Genomic DNA, 15,012 nt, shown 5'->3' on the forward strand with positions numbered 1-15,012 from the left:
TATGGCCGTCTATCCCGATATCGACGCGCTGAGCCAACTGGCCGACCATATCAGCCAGCGCCGCAGCAACGACGTGCTGGACGCAACGGTCGAGTTCAACGAGCTGACCGTGACCGCAACGCTGAGCGGGCTGACCGATCTGGTCGAGTTTCTGCGCAGCGATTCCAGCTGCCGATTCTCGACCCTGATCGACATCACGGCCGTCGATTATCCGCAGCGCCCGCAGCGTTTCGACGTGGTCTGGCATTTCCTGTCGATGTATCAGAACCAGCGCATCCGGGTGAAGGTCGCCATCCGCGAGGATGAACTGGTGCCGACGCTGACCAATATCCATCCCTCGGCCAACTGGTACGAGCGCGAAATCTTCGACATGTTCGGCATCCTGTTCGCCGGGCATCCGGACCTGCGCCGCATCCTGACCGATTACGGTTTCCGCGGCCATCCGCTGCGCAAGGATTTCCCGACGACCGGCTATGTCGAGGTCCGCTATGACGAGACCGCCAAGCGGGTCATCTACGAGCCGGTGAAACTGACGCAGGAATATCGCCAGTTCGATTTCCTGTCCCCGTGGGAAGGCGCGAAATATGTGCTGCCGGGCGATGAAAAGCAGGGTGAGCAATGAAACCGGGTCTGACAGCCGGGCAGGGCGCTGGCCGGACCCGCAGGGTCGCCCTTGTGGCTGACCGGGTGAAATTCAACGACCGCATGGCGGGGCGCATGGCGCCGGCCGGGCTGGAGGGCTGACGGATGGACGGCGATATCCGCAAGAACAGCTATGACGACGACGGCCAGGACGCGCTGTCGCAGGAACAGAGCATCCGCAACTTCAACATCAACTTCGGCCCGCAGCACCCTGCGGCGCATGGCGTGCTGCGGATGGTGCTGGAACTGGACGGCGAAGTGGTGGAACGCGCCGACCCGCATATCGGCCTGCTGCATCGTGGCACCGAAAAGCTGATGGAAAGCCGCACCTATCTGCAGAACCTGCCTTATTTCGACCGCTTCGACTATGTCGCGCCGATGAATCAGGAACATGCGTGGTGTCTGGCGATCGAGAAGCTGACGGGGACTGTGGTTCCGCGTCGCGCCAGCCTGATCCGGGTGCTGTATTCCGAAATCGGCCGCATCCTGAACCACTTGATGGGCCTGACCACCGGGGCGATGGACGTGGGCGCGCTGACCCCGCCGCTGTGGGGTTTCGAGGCGCGCGAAGAGCTGATGATCTTCTATGAACGCGCCTGCGGGGCGCGGCTGCACGCGGCCTATTTCCGGCCCGGTGGGGTGCATCAGGATCTGCCGCCCGATCTGCTGGACGATATCGAGGAATGGTGCGAGCGTTTCCCGAAGGTCGTCGATGATCTGGACACGCTGCTGGTCGAGAACCGGATCTTCAAGCAGCGGCTGGTCGATATCGGCATTGTCACCGAACAGGATGCGCTGAACTGGGGTTACAGCGGCGTCATGGTGCGCGGCTCGGGCATGGCGTGGGATCTGCGTCGGGCGCAGCCCTATGAATGCTATGACGAATTCGATTTCCAGATTCCGGTGGGCAAGAATGGCGACTGCTATGACCGCTTCCTCTGCCGGATGCAGGAGATGCGCGAGTCGACGCGGATCATGCAGCAGGCGATCAGCAAGCTGCGGGCCGAACCCGAGGGCGACATTCTGGCGCGCGGCAAGCTGGCCCCGCCCAAACGCGCCGAGATGAAGCGCGACATGGAAAGCCTGATCCACCACTTCAAGCTCTATACCGAGGGCTTCAAGGTGCCCGCGGGCGAGGTTTACGCCGCCGTCGAGGCGCCCAAGGGCGAATTCGGCGTCTATCTGGTCAGCGACGGGACCAACAGGCCCTATCGCGCCAAGGTTCGCGCGCCGGGCTATGCACATCTTCAGTCGATGGACTGGATCGCCAAGGGCCATCTGCTGGCCGATGTTCCCGCCATCATCGCGACGCTGGACGTCGTGTTCGGAGAGGTGGACCGGTGATGTTGAACAATATCGGCCTTCCAGGATTGGTGATGCTGCTCGGCATATCAACCAATCCATTCCTACAGTTCTTCGCGCTGGCCGGGATCGCGGCCGCATCAACTTTCGGGGGCTAATCATGCTTCGCCGTCTTCATCCCGAACAGCCCGCCAGCTTCGAATTCACGCCCGCCAATCTGGAATGGGCCAAGGCGCAGATGACCAAATACCCGGAAGGCCGCCAGCAATCGGCGATCATCCCGGTTCTGTGGCGCGCGCAGGAACAAGAGGGCTGGTTGTCGCGTCCGGCCATCGAATATTGCGCCAGCCTGTTGGGCATGGCCTATATCCGGGCGCTGGAAGTGGCGACGTTCTACTTCATGTTCCAGCTGCAACCGGTTGGTTCGGTGGCGAATATCCAGATCTGCGGCACCACGACCTGCATGATCTGCGGGGCCGAGGACCTGATCGAGGTCTGCAAGCGCCGCATCGCGCCGACGCCGCATACGGTTTCCGCCGATGGCAAGTTCAGCTGGGAAGAGGTCGAATGTCTGGGTGCCTGCGCCAATGCGCCGATGGCCCAGATCGGCAAGGATTACTATGAGGACCTGACCCCGCAAAAGCTGGAGGCGCTGATTGACGCGTTTTCCGCCGGGCAGGTGCCGCTTCCGGGGCCGCAGAACGGGCGCTATGCGTCCGAACCGTTGACGGGGCTGACCAGCCTGACCGGGCTGAAGGGCTCGGGCGAGGATCTGAACGTCAGTGCGCAGCGGGCCCGTGATCTGGGCGAGACAGTCAGGCGCATTGACGGCACCGAGGCCCCGATCCTGACGAAATGGCTGCGCCCGTCGCAATCGGCGGATCAGCAGGAAGGTCAGGACGGCAGGCCGGGACAGGAACCGGCTGCGGCCAAACCGGTGGTCGAGGCCGCCGCCGTTGCCGATGCGGGCAAGGTCGTCAGCGCCGGGGACAAGGAACGGGCCGCCGATGCGGAAGGCTCGTCTGTGGCGCCGGAAAATGATAAGGAAGACAAGGGCTGAGGGACAGCCACAAGGACCGTGAACCATTGATCGGGGGATGACCGCCATGCCGGTATCGGACAGCGCAAGGACCTGTTGGATCGCTGCAGCCATCGCAGGGCTGCTGGTGTGGATTTCCACATCTGCGATCGGGTCGATGCGATGGTATGAGGGGCTGGTGCTGGGTGGGCTGACCGTCTGGATCCTCGGCTCGCTGCTGGTCTGGATCGCCTGCAAGGGGCCTGCCGCCATGGATGGCGGCGCATGGCAGCCGCCAGCCGCGCCCGCCGTGGCACCTGCGCCCACCCCTGTGGCCATGGCGCCGGTCGCCGATGCGGCCCAGCCTCTGGCAGCGCAGGAGATGGCGGCCGAGCCTGACGATCTCAAGCAGATCAAGGGCATCGGTCCGAAACTTGAGGAAGTGCTGCATGCCGGGGGTGTGACCCGGTTTGCGCAGATCGCCGCGTGGGACGATGCCGAGATCGACCGTTTTGCGGAACTGATCGGTCGCATGGGCAGTCGCATCCGCAGCGATGACTGGGTCGGGCAGGCGCGCGATCTGGCGGCGAAAAAGGGCGGTGCCGCGTGATGGGCAAGCCGCAGGACAGGGATGCGCGGCAGATGCGGCTGGCGGCCATCGTGATTGCGGTGGCGATGCTGGGCTGGCTGCTGGTGCAGGCCCTGGGCCGGGAATATGGATGGGCGGGCAGGTGGGCTTTTCTGGCCGATCTTGCCGCCATTGCAGCTTTTGTCTGGTCGCTGATCGTGACCTGGCGTATCTGGCGGCGCAGGAATGTGTGACGCCCGGGTAAGAGGAAACGAATTCGGATGCTGAAAGATCAGGATCGCATTTTTACCAACCTCTACGGGATGGGCGACCGCTCTCTGGCCGGTGCGCAAAAGCGCGGCATGTGGGACGGCACGGCGGAAATCATTGGCCGGGGCCGCGACAAGATCATCGAAGAGGTCAAGGCATCGGGCCTGCGTGGCCGGGGTGGGGCGGGTTTTCCCACCGGTCTGAAATGGTCCTTCATGCCCAAGGAATCGGATGGCCGCCCGTCCTATCTGGTCATCAACGGCGACGAATCCGAACCCGCGACCTGCAAGGACCGCGAGATCATGCGCCACGATCCGCATACGCTGATCGAGGGGGCGCTGATCGCCAGTTTCGCGATGGGCGCGCATGTGGCCTATATCTATCTGCGTGGCGAATTCATCCGCGAGCGTGAGGCCCTGCAATCGGCCATCGACGAATGTTATGATGCCGGGCTGTTGGGCGCGAATGCCGCCGGTTCGGGCTGGGATTTCGACCTTCATCTGCATCACGGCGCCGGCGCCTATATCTGCGGCGAGGAAACCGCGCTGCTGGAATCGCTGGAAGGCAAGAAGGGCATGCCCCGGATGAAGCCGCCTTTTCCGGCGGGGGCAGGGCTTTACGGCTGCCCGACCACGGTCAACAACGTCGAATCCATTGCCGTCGTGCCGACCATCCTGCGCCGCGGGGCGGAATGGTTTGCGGGCTTCGGCCGTCCCAACAATGCTGGCGTCAAGCTGTTCGGGCTGACCGGCCATGTCAACGCGCCCTGCGTGGTCGAAGAGGCCATGTCGATCCCGATGAAGGAACTGATCGAGAAACATGGCGGCGGCGTGCGCGGCGGCTGGAAGAACCTCAAGGCGGTGATCCCCGGCGGCGCCTCTTGCCCGGTGCTGACGGCGGAACAATGCGAAACCGCGATCATGGATTACGACGGCATGCGCGAGTTGCGCTCGTCCTTCGGGACCGCCTGCATGATCGTGATGGATCAGCAGACCGACATTATCAAGGCGATCTGGCGGCTGTCGGCTTTCTTCAAGCATGAAAGCTGCGGGCAATGCACGCCCTGCCGTGAAGGCACCGGCTGGATGATGCGGGTGATGGAGCGTCTGGTGCGCGGCGAGGCCGAGGTCGAGGAAATCGACATGCTGTTCGACGTCACCAAACAGGTCGAGGGCCACACGATCTGCGCCCTTGGCGACGCCGCCGCATGGCCGATCCAGGGCCTGATCCGCAATTTCCGCGAAGAGATCGAGGATCGCATCAAGGCGAAACGCACCGGACGCATGGGGGCGATGGCGGCGGAATGAGGCTTGCACCGGCATATGCTCACATCCCACGCACGGGCCTGCGCACGAGGACGTGTGGGGCAAAAGCCCCGGCCAGTGGTTATGTCTGCGGACGTAACCACCGAAAGGCCGATGCCATGATCCGCAAGACCCTGACCGCCTTTGCCGCCGTTGCCGCGCTGGCTTCTCCTGCCGCCGCGCTGGAGCCGCTGTCGCAGGAACGCCATATCAATGACAGCCTGATTCAGGCGCGTGTGGCCGATGTGCTGCGCCGGGGCTGCCCGACGCTGAACGCCCGCATGGTCCGCGCCTTCAACGAGGCGCGAAAGCTGAAACGCTATGCGCGGGACAAGGGTTACAGCGAGACCCAGATCGACGCCTTCCTTGATGACCGGGAAGAGCGTCAGCGCATTTATCGCGAGGCCGACCGCTATATGGTCGCCAATGGCGTCGTGAATGGCGAGCCCGAAACATTCTGCCGTCTGGGACAGCAGGAAATCGCCCGGAAGACGATCGCCGGATCGCTTCTGGTTGCCAGGTAAGGATTTGGAATGATGGCCGAATTGCGGACAATCAGGATCGACGGCAAGGAAATCGAGGTTGATCCCAACCTGACACTGATCCAGGCCTGCGAGCAGGCAGGGGTCGAGGTGCCGCGCTTCTGCTATCACGAGCGGCTGTCGATTGCCGGTAACTGCCGCATGTGTCTGGTCGAGGTCGTGGGCGGCCCGCCCAAGCCCGCCGCATCCTGCGCGATGCAGGTGCGCGATCTGCGTCCCGGTCCCGACGGTGCGCCTTCGGAAATCCGCACCAACAGTCCGATGGTCAAGAAGGCCCGCGAAGGAGTGATGGAGTTCCTGCTGATCAACCACCCGCTGGATTGCCCGATCTGCGATCAGGGCGGCGAATGTGACTTGCAGGATCAGGCCGTGGCTTACGGCGTCGATTTCAGCCGCTATCGCGAGCCAAAGCGGGCGACCGAGGACCTGAACCTTGGGCCGCTGGTCGAAACCCATATGACCCGCTGCATTTCCTGCACCCGCTGCGTGCGCTTTACCACCGAGGTCGCCGGGATCACCCAGATGGGCCAGACCGGGCGCGGCGAGGACAGCGAGATCACCAGCTATCTCAATGAAACGCTGGATTCGAACCTTCAGGGCAACATCATCGACCTCTGTCCGGTCGGCGCGCTGGTCAGCAAACCCTATGCCTTCACCGCCCGCCCGTGGGAACTGGTCAAGACCGAGAGCATCGACGTGATGGACGCGCTTGGTTCCTCGATCCGCGTCGATACCAAGGGCCGCGAAGTCATGCGTATCCTGCCGCGCAACCATGACGGCGTGAACGAGGAATGGATCAGCGACAAGACCCGCTTCGTCTGGGACGGGCTGCGTCGCCAGCGGCTGGATCGGCCCTATATCCGCGAAGGTGGCAAGCTGCGCCCGGCGACATGGCCCGAGGCGCTGGACGCTGCCGTCCGTGCGATGAAGGGCAAGAAGGTGGCCGGTCTGATCGGCGATCTGGCCCCGGTCGAGGCCGCCTTCAGCCTGAAGCAACTGATCGAAGGGCTGGGCGGCCATGTCGAATGTCGCACCGATGGCGCGCGGCTGCCTGCGGGCAACCGCTCGGGCTATGTCGGCACGGCGCGGATCGAGGATATCGACAATGCCGCGATGATCCAGCTGATCGGCACCAACCCGCGCGACGAGGCGCCGGTGCTGAACGCGCGGATCCGCAAGGCATGGACCCACGGCGCGCAGGTCGGGCTGGTGGGCGAAGCGGTCGATCTGACCTATGATTACGCCCATGTCGGCAATGACCGGGCGGCGTTGGAAAGCCTGTCCTCGCGCGCAATCAGCGATGAGACCAGGGAAAAGTCCTCGATCGTCATCGTCGGGCAGGGCGCGATCCGCGAGGCCGATGGCGAGGCGGTGCTGGCCCATGCGATGAAGCTGGCCGAGAACTCGAACTCGAAACTGCTGATCCTGCATACGGCTGCCAGCCGCGTGGGCGCGATGGATGTGGGCGCCGTGACCGAGGGTGGGCTGACTGCCGCCATTTACGGTGCCGAGGTGGTCTTCAATCTGGGCGCGGACGAGGTCGATGTCGCGCCGGGTGCTTTCGTGATCTATCAGGGCAGCCATGGCGACCGGGGGGCGCATCGCGCCGATCTGATCCTGCCCGCCGCCTGCTATACGGAAGAAAACGGGCTGTTCGTGAATACCGAGGGCCGCCCGCAACTGGCCATGCGCGCCAATTTCGCGCCGGGCGAGGCCAAGGAGAACTGGGCGATCCTGCGGGCGCTGTCGGCGGAACTGGGCGCGACGCTGCCCTGGGACAGTCTGGCCGCCCTGCGCCGGGCGCTGGTCGCAGAGGTGCCGCATCTGGCGCAGATCGATCAGGTGGCCGAGAACACATGGCAACCGCTGGAGGTTCGCGACATGGGCAAGGCGACATTCGTCAACCCGATCCGTGATTTCTATCTGTCCAACCCGATTGCGCGCAGCTCTCCGCTGATGGCGGAACTGTCACGCATGCAGGCGGCGCGTCGTGCCCCTGCCATGGCCGCGGAGTAGGTCCGATGTGGCCAGCCCCCCGCCAGCCCCGGATCCTGACCGCTGCGTTCGCCATGGCTGCGCTGCTGGCGGGCTGTGGCCAGCAGGGAGACGAGAACCCCCGTCCGCCCGCCAAGCCTGCCGAGGTTTCGGCCAGCGTGGTGTCATCGGGCGGGGCGCCGCTGTCGCGCGCCCGGATCTCGACCAAGACCGGCGAGATCCTGATTCTGGAACCTGACGGGTCGGTCTCGACCATGGCGCTGGACAGCGCCGGCGGGCAGAACGCCTTTGCCGTGACCGAGGCCGATCTGACGGCGCTGAATGCCAATCTGGATCTGAACCTTGCCGGGGTGGCGCTGCCGGCCCGCCGGGTGGGGCCGACGGCGCAGGAACTGGCGATCGAGGCTTTCGCGGCACGGACCCAACCGGCGCTGCCCGTGTGGCGCGAAGGCACCGAGGTTCAGCCCGAGGATTTCATCGGCACGCGGATCGCGGTCCTGAACGAATCGGGCGCCGGCGATCTGGTCGAGGTGACAGCAAATCTGCGCCGGGGGGTGGACGCCGATATCGCCTTTGCGTATGCCACCTGCGCGTTGGCAGGATGGGCCAAGCAGAACGGCGACCGCTATGGCCGCCATATTCGGACCCTGCAGGAAACCCGCAACGGAAAATTGCTGATCGGAGCCGCGTTCACGGTTTCGGAGAAACAGCCGATGGGGCTGCGGGTGATGGAAACGAACGAGACCTTGCAGGAATGCAAGGCACGCGGCATTCCCGCGGCCTAGGAAGAGGGACGGATGATCATGGCTGAATTCTGGGCATCCTCATGGGGCATCACGCTGATCATGCTGTTGCAGGGTCTGGCGATCATTGCCTTCGTGATGCTGTCGCTGGTCTATATGGTCTATGGCGACCGCAAGATCTGGGCCGCCGTGCAGATGCGTCGCGGCCCCAACGTGGTCGGGCCGTGGGGGTTGCTGCAAACCTTCGCCGATGCGCTGAAATATGTCGTCAAGGAAGTCGTGGTGCCCGCCGGTGCCGACAAGTTCGTGTTCTTCCTTGCCCCCTTCCTGTCGATGACGCTGGCCCTGCTGGCCTTCGTGGCGATTCCCTTCGCGCCGGGCTGGGTGATGGCCGATATCAACGTCGGCATCCTGTTCATCTTCGCCGTCTCCTCGCTGGAGGTGTATGGCGTGATCATGGGCGGTTGGGCGTCGAACTCGAAATATCCGTTCCTCGGCGGGCTGCGCTCTGCCGCGCAGATGATCTCCTACGAGGTCAGTCTGGGCCTCATCATCATCGGCATCATCATCTCGACCGGCTCGATGAACCTGACCGCTATTGTCGAGGCGCAGCGCGGCGCGGGCCTGCTGTCGTGGTACTGGCTGCCGCATCTGCCGATGGTGGTGCTGTTCTTCGTTTCGGCGCTGGCCGAGACCAACCGCCCGCCCTTCGACCTGCCCGAGGCTGAATCGGAACTGGTCGCGGGCTTCATGGTCGAATATTCCTCGACCCCCTATCTGCTGTTCATGGCCGGCGAATATATCGCCATGTGGCTGATGTGCGCGCTGATTTCGCTGCTGTTCTTCGGCGGCTGGCTGTCGCCCATCCCCGGTATCCCCGACGGGGCGCTGTGGATGTTCATCAAGATGGTGTTCTGGTTCTTCATGTTCGCGATGGTGAAGGCGATCGTGCCGCGCTATCGCTATGACCAGTTGATGCGGATCGGCTGGAAGGTGTTCCTGCCGCTGTCGCTGGCCTGGGTCGTGATCGTGGCGTTCCTTGCGAAATACCAGGTGCTTGGCGGGTTCTGGACCCGTTGGGCAGGAGTGTAAGCCGATGGCATTCGATATCGTTCGCGCCACCAAATACTTTCTGATGGTGGACTTCATCAAAGGCTTCGGGCTGGGGATGCGTTACTTCTTCGCGCCCAAGCCGACGCTGAACTATCCGCATGAAAAGGGGCCGCTTTCGCCTCGTTTCCGGGGTGAACACGCGCTGCGCCGCTATCCCAATGGCGAGGAACGCTGCATCGCCTGCAAGCTGTGCGAGGCGATCTGCCCCGCGCAGGCGATCACCATCGACGCCGAACCGCGCGAGGACGGATCGCGGCGGACAACGCGCTATGACATCGACATGACCAAGTGCATCTATTGCGGTTTCTGCCAAGAGGCCTGCCCGGTGGATGCCATCGTCGAGGGACCGAATTTCGAATTCTCGACCGAAACCCGCGAAGAGCTGTTCTATGACAAGCAGAAGCTGCTTGACAACGGCGCACGCTGGGAGGCCGAGATCGCCCGCAACCTTGCCATAGATGCGCCCTACAGATGAGTGACGCGCTGCAAAAGATGTTCCGGCAGATGCTGCAATCGGGGCAGGAGATGGCGCGCGCCTTCAATCCGGCGCTGGAGAATGTCGATACCAAGGCATTCGAGAAGCTGATCCCGACCATGCCCTCGGACATGCTGGAAATGTGGTTCGGCAAGACCTTCAACCGCGATGGTCTGGACGCGCGGACGCGGCTGCTGGTGACCATCGCCGCGCTGACCGTGCAGGGCGCCTTTGCCGAGCCGCAGCTGCGCCTGACCATCCGCCACGCGCTGGCCGCCGGCGCGACCCAGCGCGAGATCGCCGAGGTGATCTATCAGATGGGGATGTTCGGCGGTATTCCGGCCATGCAGAAGGCACTGGAAGTCGCGCAGGGCGTCTTTACCGAATCCGAGGGGGACGAGACCTCATGATTACCTTTGCATTCTACCTGTTCGCGATCTCGGTCTGCGTCTCGGGCTTCATGGTCGTGCTGGCGCGCAACCCGGTCCATTCGGTGCTGTGGCTGATCCTGTCCTTCGTGTCGGCGGCGGGCCTGTTCGTGCTGGCGGGGGCGGAATTCGTCGCCATGCTGCTGGTCGTGGTCTATGTCGGCGCGGTGGCGGTGCTGTTCCTGTTCGTCGTGATGATGCTGGATGTCGATTTCGCCAAGCTGAAGGGCGAGCTGGTGCGCTATCTACCGCTGGCCGGGCTGATCGCCATCGTGCTGCTGGCGCAGCTGGGCATTGCCTTCGGCGTCTGGGAAACCTCGCATCTGGCGGAAAGCCTGCGGACCGCGCCGATCTCGGATCAGGTCTATAACACCTCGGCGCTGGGGATGCTGCTGTATGACCGCTATCTGCTGGCCTTCCAGTTGGCGGGGCTGATCCTGCTGGTGGCAATGATCGGCGCGATCACCCTGACCATGCGGCACCGCCGCGACATCAAGCGGCAGGACGTGCTGGAGCAGATGTATCGCGATCCCGCCAAGGCGATGGAATTGCGCAACGTCAAGCCGGGGCAGGGGCTTTGAGCCGGGCCGACTGAACGCGGCGAACGGAATATTCAACGGGTAAGGGCCCGGAGGGACAGAAACGATGATAGGGCTGACACATTATCTGGTCGTGGGGGCGATCCTCTTCGTCACCGGCATTTTCGGGATCTTCGTGAACCGGAAGAATGTCATCGTCATCCTGATGTCGGTCGAGTTGATCCTTCTGGCGGTGAACATCAACTTCATCGCCTTCTCGGCCCATCTGGGCGATCTGGCGGGGCAGGTATTTACCATGTTCGTGCTGACCGTCGCCGCGGCCGAGGCCGCGATCGGGCTGGCGATCCTGGTGGTCTTCTTCCGCAACCGCGGCACCATCGCGGTTGAAGACGTCAACGTGATGAAGGGTTAAGGGATCATGGCGCAATTCATCCTCTTTGCCCCGCTGCTGGCGGCGATCATTGCCGGTTTCGGCTGGCGCGTGATCGGCGAGACCGCGGCGCAGTATCTGACCACCGGCATCCTGTTCGCGGCGGCGCTGTTCTCGTGGATCATCTTCTTCAGCTTTGACGGTCAGACGCAGCATATCCCGGTGCTGGACTGGGTTGTCGTCGGCGATCTGCATACCGAATGGGCGATCCGGCTGGACCGGCTGACCGCAATCATGCTGATTGTGGTGACCAGCGTCTCGGCGCTCGTTCACCTCTATTCGATGGGCTACATGGCCCATGACGACAATTTCGAGCATCACGAACATTACAAGGCGCGTTTCTTCGCCTATCTGTCCTTCTTCACCTTCGCCATGCTGATGCTGGTGACGGCGGACAACCTGTTGCAGATGTTCTTCGGCTGGGAGGGCGTGGGTCTGGCCTCTTATCTGCTGATCGGTTTCTATTACAAGAAACCGTCGGCGGGGGCTGCGGCGATGAAGGCCTTCATCGTCAACCGGGTCGGCGATTTCGGCTTTCTGCTGGGGATGTTCGGCCTGTTCTGGCTGACCGGCGCGCTGCAATTCGATGCGATCTTTGCGCAGGTGCCGCAACTGGCCGAGACGCAGCTGCATTTCCTGTGGCGCGAGTGGAACGCGGCGAACCTGCTGGCCTTCCTGCTGTTCGTGGGCGCGATGGGCAAATCGGCGCAGCTGTTCCTGCATACATGGCTGCCCGACGCGATGGAGGGTCCGACCCCGGTCTCGGCCCTGATCCACGCCGCGACGATGGTGACGGCGGGGGTGTTCCTTGTCTGCCGCATGTCGCCGCTGTTCGAATTCGCCCCCGACACCAAGGCGTTCATCGTGGTGATCGGCGCCTCGACCGCGTTTTTCGCCGCGACCGTGGGTCTGGTGCAGAACGACATCAAGCGCGTCATCGCCTATTCGACCTGTTCGCAGCTTGGCTATATGTTCGTGGCGGCGGGCGTCGGCGTCTATTCGGTGGCCATGTTCCACCTGTTCACCCATGCCTTCTTCAAGGCGATGCTGTTCCTTGGCGCCGGTTCGGTGATCCATGCGATGCATCACGAACAGGACATGCGCAACTATGGCGGTCTGCGCAAGAAGGTGCCGCTGACCTTCTGGGCGATGCTGATCGGCACGCTGGCCATTACCGGCGTCGGTATTCCGCTGACCCATATCGGTTTCGCGGGCTTCCTGTCCAAGGATGCCGTGATTGAGAGCGCCTATGTCGGCTCGTCCTATGCCTTCTGGCTGCTGGTGATCGCTGCGCTGATGACCAGCTTCTACAGCTGGCGGCTGATGTTCATGACCTTCTGGGGCAAGCCGCGCGGTGACCATCACGCGCATGAGCACGCCCATGAAAGCCCGCCGGTGATGACCATTCCGCTGGGGGTGCTGGCGATTGGTGCGATATTCGCCGGGATGGTGTGGTATGGCAGCTTCTTCGGCGACAACGTGCAGCGGTTCTTTGCGATCCCCGTGGCCGAGGCGCAGCATGAAGCCGGCGCGGCCGAGGATCACGCGAATGGGGAAGCCGCCGCCGAAGCCGGGGACGACCACGATGCCGAAGGCGATCACGGAACCACCGTCGTGACCGAGATCACGCCGGGCGCGATCTACATGCACCCCGACAACCACGTCATGCACGAGGCGCATGGCGTTCCGGCCTGGGTCAAGCTGTCGCCCTTTGTCGCGATGCTGACCGGGCTGGGGCTGGCATGGCTGATGTATATCCGCTATCCGCGGGCACCGGCGCAACTGGCGGCGCAGCAACCCGCGCTGTATCAGTTCCTGCTGAACAAGTGGTATTTCGACGAGATCTATCACGTCGTCTTTGTCCGTCCGGCGCTGTGGCTGGGCCGCAAGCTGTGGACGGGCGGTGACGGAGCCGTTATCGACGGCGCCATCAACGGGGTGGCCATGGGAATCATCCCGCGCCTGACCCGTTTCGCCGGGCGGGTGCAGTCGGGCTATCTGTTCCATTACGCCTTCGCGATGGTTCTGGGCATCGTGGGCTTGCTGATCTGGGTGATGATGCGGGGCGCGCACTGACATGACGAACCTTCTTTCCATCATCACCTTTCTGCCGATCGTCGCAGCGGGGATCCTCGCCATCTTTCTGCGCGGCGAGGATGAGGCCGCGCAGCGCAATGCCAAATGGCTGGCGCTGATCGCGACTTCGGCCACCTTCCTGATCTCGCTGTTCCTGCTGGCGGGTTTCGACCCATCCGATACCGGCTTCCAGTTCGTCGAGGATCACCCGTGGATCATGGGTCTGCGCTACAAGATGGGCGTGGACGGCATCTCGATCCTGTTCGTGATGCTGACCACCTTCCTGATGCCGCTGACCATCCTGTCCACATGGGAGGTCAAGGCCCGGGTCAAGGAATACATGATCGCCTTTCTGGTGCTGGAAGGGCTGATGATCGGCGTCTTCACGGCGCTGGACCTGATCCTGTTCTATCTGTTCTTCGAGGCCGGGCTGATCCCGATGTTCCTGATCATCGGCATCTGGGGCGGGGCGAACCGCATCTATGCGGCGTTCAAGTTCTTTCTCTATACCTTCCTCGGTTCGGTGCTGATGCTGATCGCGATGATCGCCATGGCGCGCGTGGCGGGCACAACCGATATTGTCGCGCTGCTGGACCCGGCGCGCACCGCCTTCCCGTCCGAGACCTTCCGCCTGCTGGGCCTTACCATCACCGGCGGCATGCAGACGCTGCTGTTTCTGGCCTTCTTTGCCAGTTTCGCGGTCAAGATGCCGATGTGGCCGGTCCATACATGGCTGCCCGACGCCCACGTTCAGGCCCCGACCGCCGGTTCGGTCGTGCTGGCCGCCGTGCTGCTGAAGATGGGCGGCTATGGTTTCCTGCGCTTTTCGATGCCGATGTTCCCGGTCGCGTCCGACCTGTTCCAGCCGCTGGTCTTCTGGATGTCGGCCATCGCCATCGTCTATACCTCGCTGGTGGCGCTGGCGCAGTCGGACATGAAAAAGCTGATCGCCTACAGCTCGGTGGCCCATATGGGTTACGTCACCATGGGCATCTTCGCGGCCAACCAGCAGGGCGTTGACGGGGCGATCTTCCAGATGCTGTCGCACGGCTTCATCTCGGGCGCGCTGTTTCTGGGCGTCGGCGTGATCTATGACCGCATGCACACGCGCGAGATCGAGGCATATGGCGGACTGGTCAACCGGATGCCGGTCTATGCGCTGGTCTTCATGTTCTTCACCATGGCCAATGTCGGGCTGCCGGGCACCTCGGGCTTTGTCGGCGAATTCCTGACGCTGCTGGGTGTGTTCAAGGCGAATACCTGGGTGGCCTTCGTCGCCGCGACCGGGGTGATCCTGTCGGCGGGCTATGCGCTGTGGCTGTATCGCCGGGTGACGCTGGGGGCGCTGATCAAGGAAAGCCTGAAGACCATCACCGACATGACCCCGCGCGAGAAATGGATCTTCGCGCCGCTGATCGCGATGACGCTGATCCTTGGCGTCTATCCGCGGCTGGTCACCGACATCACCGGCCCCTCGGTCGAGGCCATGCTGGTGAACTTCCACGACGCCCTGCCGTCCGAGGCCGAAGGCCTTGCCGCGGCCGACGCCAGCCATTGAGGTAAGCAA

General features: G+C 63.2%; 17 protein-coding genes. All 17 read left to right on the top strand.

Going from position 1 to position 15,012, the window contains the following annotated elements; translation table 11 throughout:
* Position 1: 1 nt before the first annotated feature.
* Entirely contained in the window at positions 2–622 is a 621-nt protein-coding gene (locus tag JHW40_RS07160; RefSeq protein WP_090613162.1) for an NADH-quinone oxidoreductase subunit C, read from the top strand.
* Entirely contained in the window at positions 619–744 is a 126-nt protein-coding gene (locus JHW40_RS07165) for a hypothetical protein (RefSeq protein ID WP_272849085.1), read from the top strand. Before JHW40_RS07160 ends, JHW40_RS07165 begins: the two co-directional genes overlap by 4 nt.
* 3 nt (positions 745–747) lie before the next feature.
* Positions 748–1,986: an NADH-quinone oxidoreductase subunit D gene (locus tag JHW40_RS07170; protein WP_090613159.1), complete on the top strand. Its 1,239-nt coding sequence runs from the start codon at positions 748–750 to the stop codon at positions 1,984–1,986.
* 118 nt (positions 1,987–2,104) lie between these two features.
* On the top strand, positions 2,105–3,004 hold the full coding sequence (nuoE, locus tag JHW40_RS07175; RefSeq protein WP_090613156.1) for an NADH-quinone oxidoreductase subunit NuoE: 900 nt from the start codon (positions 2,105–2,107) through the stop codon (positions 3,002–3,004).
* A 37-nt stretch (positions 3,005–3,041) separates the two neighbouring features.
* Positions 3,042–3,572 (top strand): hypothetical protein, encoded by a 531-nt coding sequence (locus JHW40_RS07180; RefSeq protein WP_090613155.1) that lies wholly within the window; start codon positions 3,042–3,044, stop codon positions 3,570–3,572.
* On the top strand, positions 3,572–3,784 hold the full coding sequence (locus tag JHW40_RS07185) for a DUF5337 domain-containing protein (RefSeq protein ID WP_090613152.1): 213 nt from the start codon (positions 3,572–3,574) through the stop codon (positions 3,782–3,784). The genes JHW40_RS07180 and JHW40_RS07185 overlap by 1 nt, the downstream gene beginning before the upstream one ends.
* A gap of 27 nt (positions 3,785–3,811) precedes the next feature.
* Complete coding sequence (gene nuoF / locus JHW40_RS07190; RefSeq protein ID WP_090613151.1) at positions 3,812–5,107, top strand: NADH-quinone oxidoreductase subunit NuoF; 1,296 nt, start codon at positions 3,812–3,814, stop codon at positions 5,105–5,107.
* Between the two features lie 116 nt (positions 5,108–5,223).
* Positions 5,224–5,628, top strand: a complete 405-nt coding sequence (locus tag JHW40_RS07195) for a DUF5333 domain-containing protein (RefSeq protein ID WP_090613148.1) — start codon at positions 5,224–5,226, stop codon at positions 5,626–5,628.
* 12 nt (positions 5,629–5,640) lie between these two features.
* Positions 5,641–7,662, top strand: a complete 2,022-nt coding sequence (gene nuoG / locus JHW40_RS07200) for an NADH-quinone oxidoreductase subunit NuoG (RefSeq protein WP_090613226.1) — start codon at positions 5,641–5,643, stop codon at positions 7,660–7,662.
* A gap of 5 nt (positions 7,663–7,667) precedes the next feature.
* Entirely contained in the window at positions 7,668–8,426 is a 759-nt protein-coding gene (locus JHW40_RS07205; protein WP_244519230.1) for a hypothetical protein, read from the top strand.
* A gap of 18 nt (positions 8,427–8,444) precedes the next feature.
* Entirely contained in the window at positions 8,445–9,476 is a 1,032-nt protein-coding gene (gene nuoH / locus JHW40_RS07210) for an NADH-quinone oxidoreductase subunit NuoH (RefSeq protein WP_090613221.1), read from the top strand.
* A 4-nt stretch (positions 9,477–9,480) separates the two neighbouring features.
* Complete coding sequence (gene nuoI / locus JHW40_RS07215; protein WP_090613146.1) at positions 9,481–9,972, top strand: NADH-quinone oxidoreductase subunit NuoI; 492 nt, start codon at positions 9,481–9,483, stop codon at positions 9,970–9,972.
* Positions 9,969–10,382, top strand: coding sequence for a carboxymuconolactone decarboxylase family protein (locus tag JHW40_RS07220; RefSeq protein WP_090613145.1), 414 nt, complete (start codon positions 9,969–9,971; stop codon positions 10,380–10,382). Before nuoI ends, JHW40_RS07220 begins: the two co-directional genes overlap by 4 nt.
* Positions 10,379–10,981 carry an NADH-quinone oxidoreductase subunit J gene (locus JHW40_RS07225; RefSeq protein WP_090613143.1) on the top strand — a complete coding sequence of 201 codons (603 nt, stop codon included), beginning with the start codon at positions 10,379–10,381 and terminating at the stop codon, positions 10,979–10,981. Before JHW40_RS07220 ends, JHW40_RS07225 begins: the two co-directional genes overlap by 4 nt.
* A 64-nt stretch (positions 10,982–11,045) precedes the next feature.
* A complete protein-coding gene (gene nuoK / locus JHW40_RS07230) occupies positions 11,046–11,351 on the top strand; it encodes an NADH-quinone oxidoreductase subunit NuoK (RefSeq protein WP_090613141.1) in 306 nt (101 codons plus the stop codon).
* 6 nt (positions 11,352–11,357) lie between these two features.
* Positions 11,358–13,445 carry an NADH-quinone oxidoreductase subunit L gene (gene nuoL, locus JHW40_RS07235; RefSeq protein WP_090613139.1) on the top strand — a complete coding sequence of 696 codons (2,088 nt, stop codon included), beginning with the start codon at positions 11,358–11,360 and terminating at the stop codon, positions 13,443–13,445.
* A 1-nt stretch (position 13,446) separates the two neighbouring features.
* The gene (locus tag JHW40_RS07240; protein ID WP_090613137.1) at positions 13,447–15,003 is read left to right on the top strand and encodes an NADH-quinone oxidoreductase subunit M; all 1,557 of its coding nucleotides are present in this window, start codon (positions 13,447–13,449) and stop codon (positions 15,001–15,003) included.
* Positions 15,004–15,012 lie beyond the last annotated feature (9 nt).

The sequence above is a fragment of the Paracoccus alcaliphilus genome (genome assembly GCF_028553725.1).
GTDB lineage: Bacteria > Pseudomonadota > Alphaproteobacteria > Rhodobacterales > Rhodobacteraceae > Paracoccus > Paracoccus alcaliphilus.

Bases quoted from the DNA above. Each gene is read 5' to 3' on its own strand.
- JHW40_RS07160 (WP_090613162.1), top strand. From the start codon at position 2: ATGGCCGTCTATCCCGATATCGACGCGCTGAGCCAACTGGCCGACCAT.
- JHW40_RS07165 (WP_272849085.1), top strand. From the start codon at position 619: ATGAAACCGGGTCTGACAGCCGGGCAGGGCGCTGGCCGGACCCGCAGG.
- JHW40_RS07170 (WP_090613159.1), top strand. From the start codon at position 748: ATGGACGGCGATATCCGCAAGAACAGCTATGACGACGACGGCCAGGAC.
- nuoE (WP_090613156.1), top strand. From the start codon at position 2,105: ATGCTTCGCCGTCTTCATCCCGAACAGCCCGCCAGCTTCGAATTCACG.
- JHW40_RS07180 (WP_090613155.1), top strand. From the start codon at position 3,042: ATGACCGCCATGCCGGTATCGGACAGCGCAAGGACCTGTTGGATCGCT.
- JHW40_RS07185 (WP_090613152.1), top strand. From the start codon at position 3,572: ATGGGCAAGCCGCAGGACAGGGATGCGCGGCAGATGCGGCTGGCGGCC.
- nuoF (WP_090613151.1), top strand. From the start codon at position 3,812: ATGCTGAAAGATCAGGATCGCATTTTTACCAACCTCTACGGGATGGGC.
- JHW40_RS07195 (WP_090613148.1), top strand. From the start codon at position 5,224: ATGATCCGCAAGACCCTGACCGCCTTTGCCGCCGTTGCCGCGCTGGCT.
- nuoG (WP_090613226.1), top strand. From the start codon at position 5,641: ATGGCCGAATTGCGGACAATCAGGATCGACGGCAAGGAAATCGAGGTT.
- JHW40_RS07205 (WP_244519230.1), top strand. From the start codon at position 7,668: ATGTGGCCAGCCCCCCGCCAGCCCCGGATCCTGACCGCTGCGTTCGCC.
- nuoH (WP_090613221.1), top strand. From the start codon at position 8,445: ATGGCTGAATTCTGGGCATCCTCATGGGGCATCACGCTGATCATGCTG.
- nuoI (WP_090613146.1), top strand. From the start codon at position 9,481: ATGGCATTCGATATCGTTCGCGCCACCAAATACTTTCTGATGGTGGAC.
- JHW40_RS07220 (WP_090613145.1), top strand. From the start codon at position 9,969: ATGAGTGACGCGCTGCAAAAGATGTTCCGGCAGATGCTGCAATCGGGG.
- JHW40_RS07225 (WP_090613143.1), top strand. From the start codon at position 10,379: ATGATTACCTTTGCATTCTACCTGTTCGCGATCTCGGTCTGCGTCTCG.
- nuoK (WP_090613141.1), top strand. From the start codon at position 11,046: ATGATAGGGCTGACACATTATCTGGTCGTGGGGGCGATCCTCTTCGTC.
- nuoL (WP_090613139.1), top strand. From the start codon at position 11,358: ATGGCGCAATTCATCCTCTTTGCCCCGCTGCTGGCGGCGATCATTGCC.
- JHW40_RS07240 (WP_090613137.1), top strand. From the start codon at position 13,447: ATGACGAACCTTCTTTCCATCATCACCTTTCTGCCGATCGTCGCAGCG.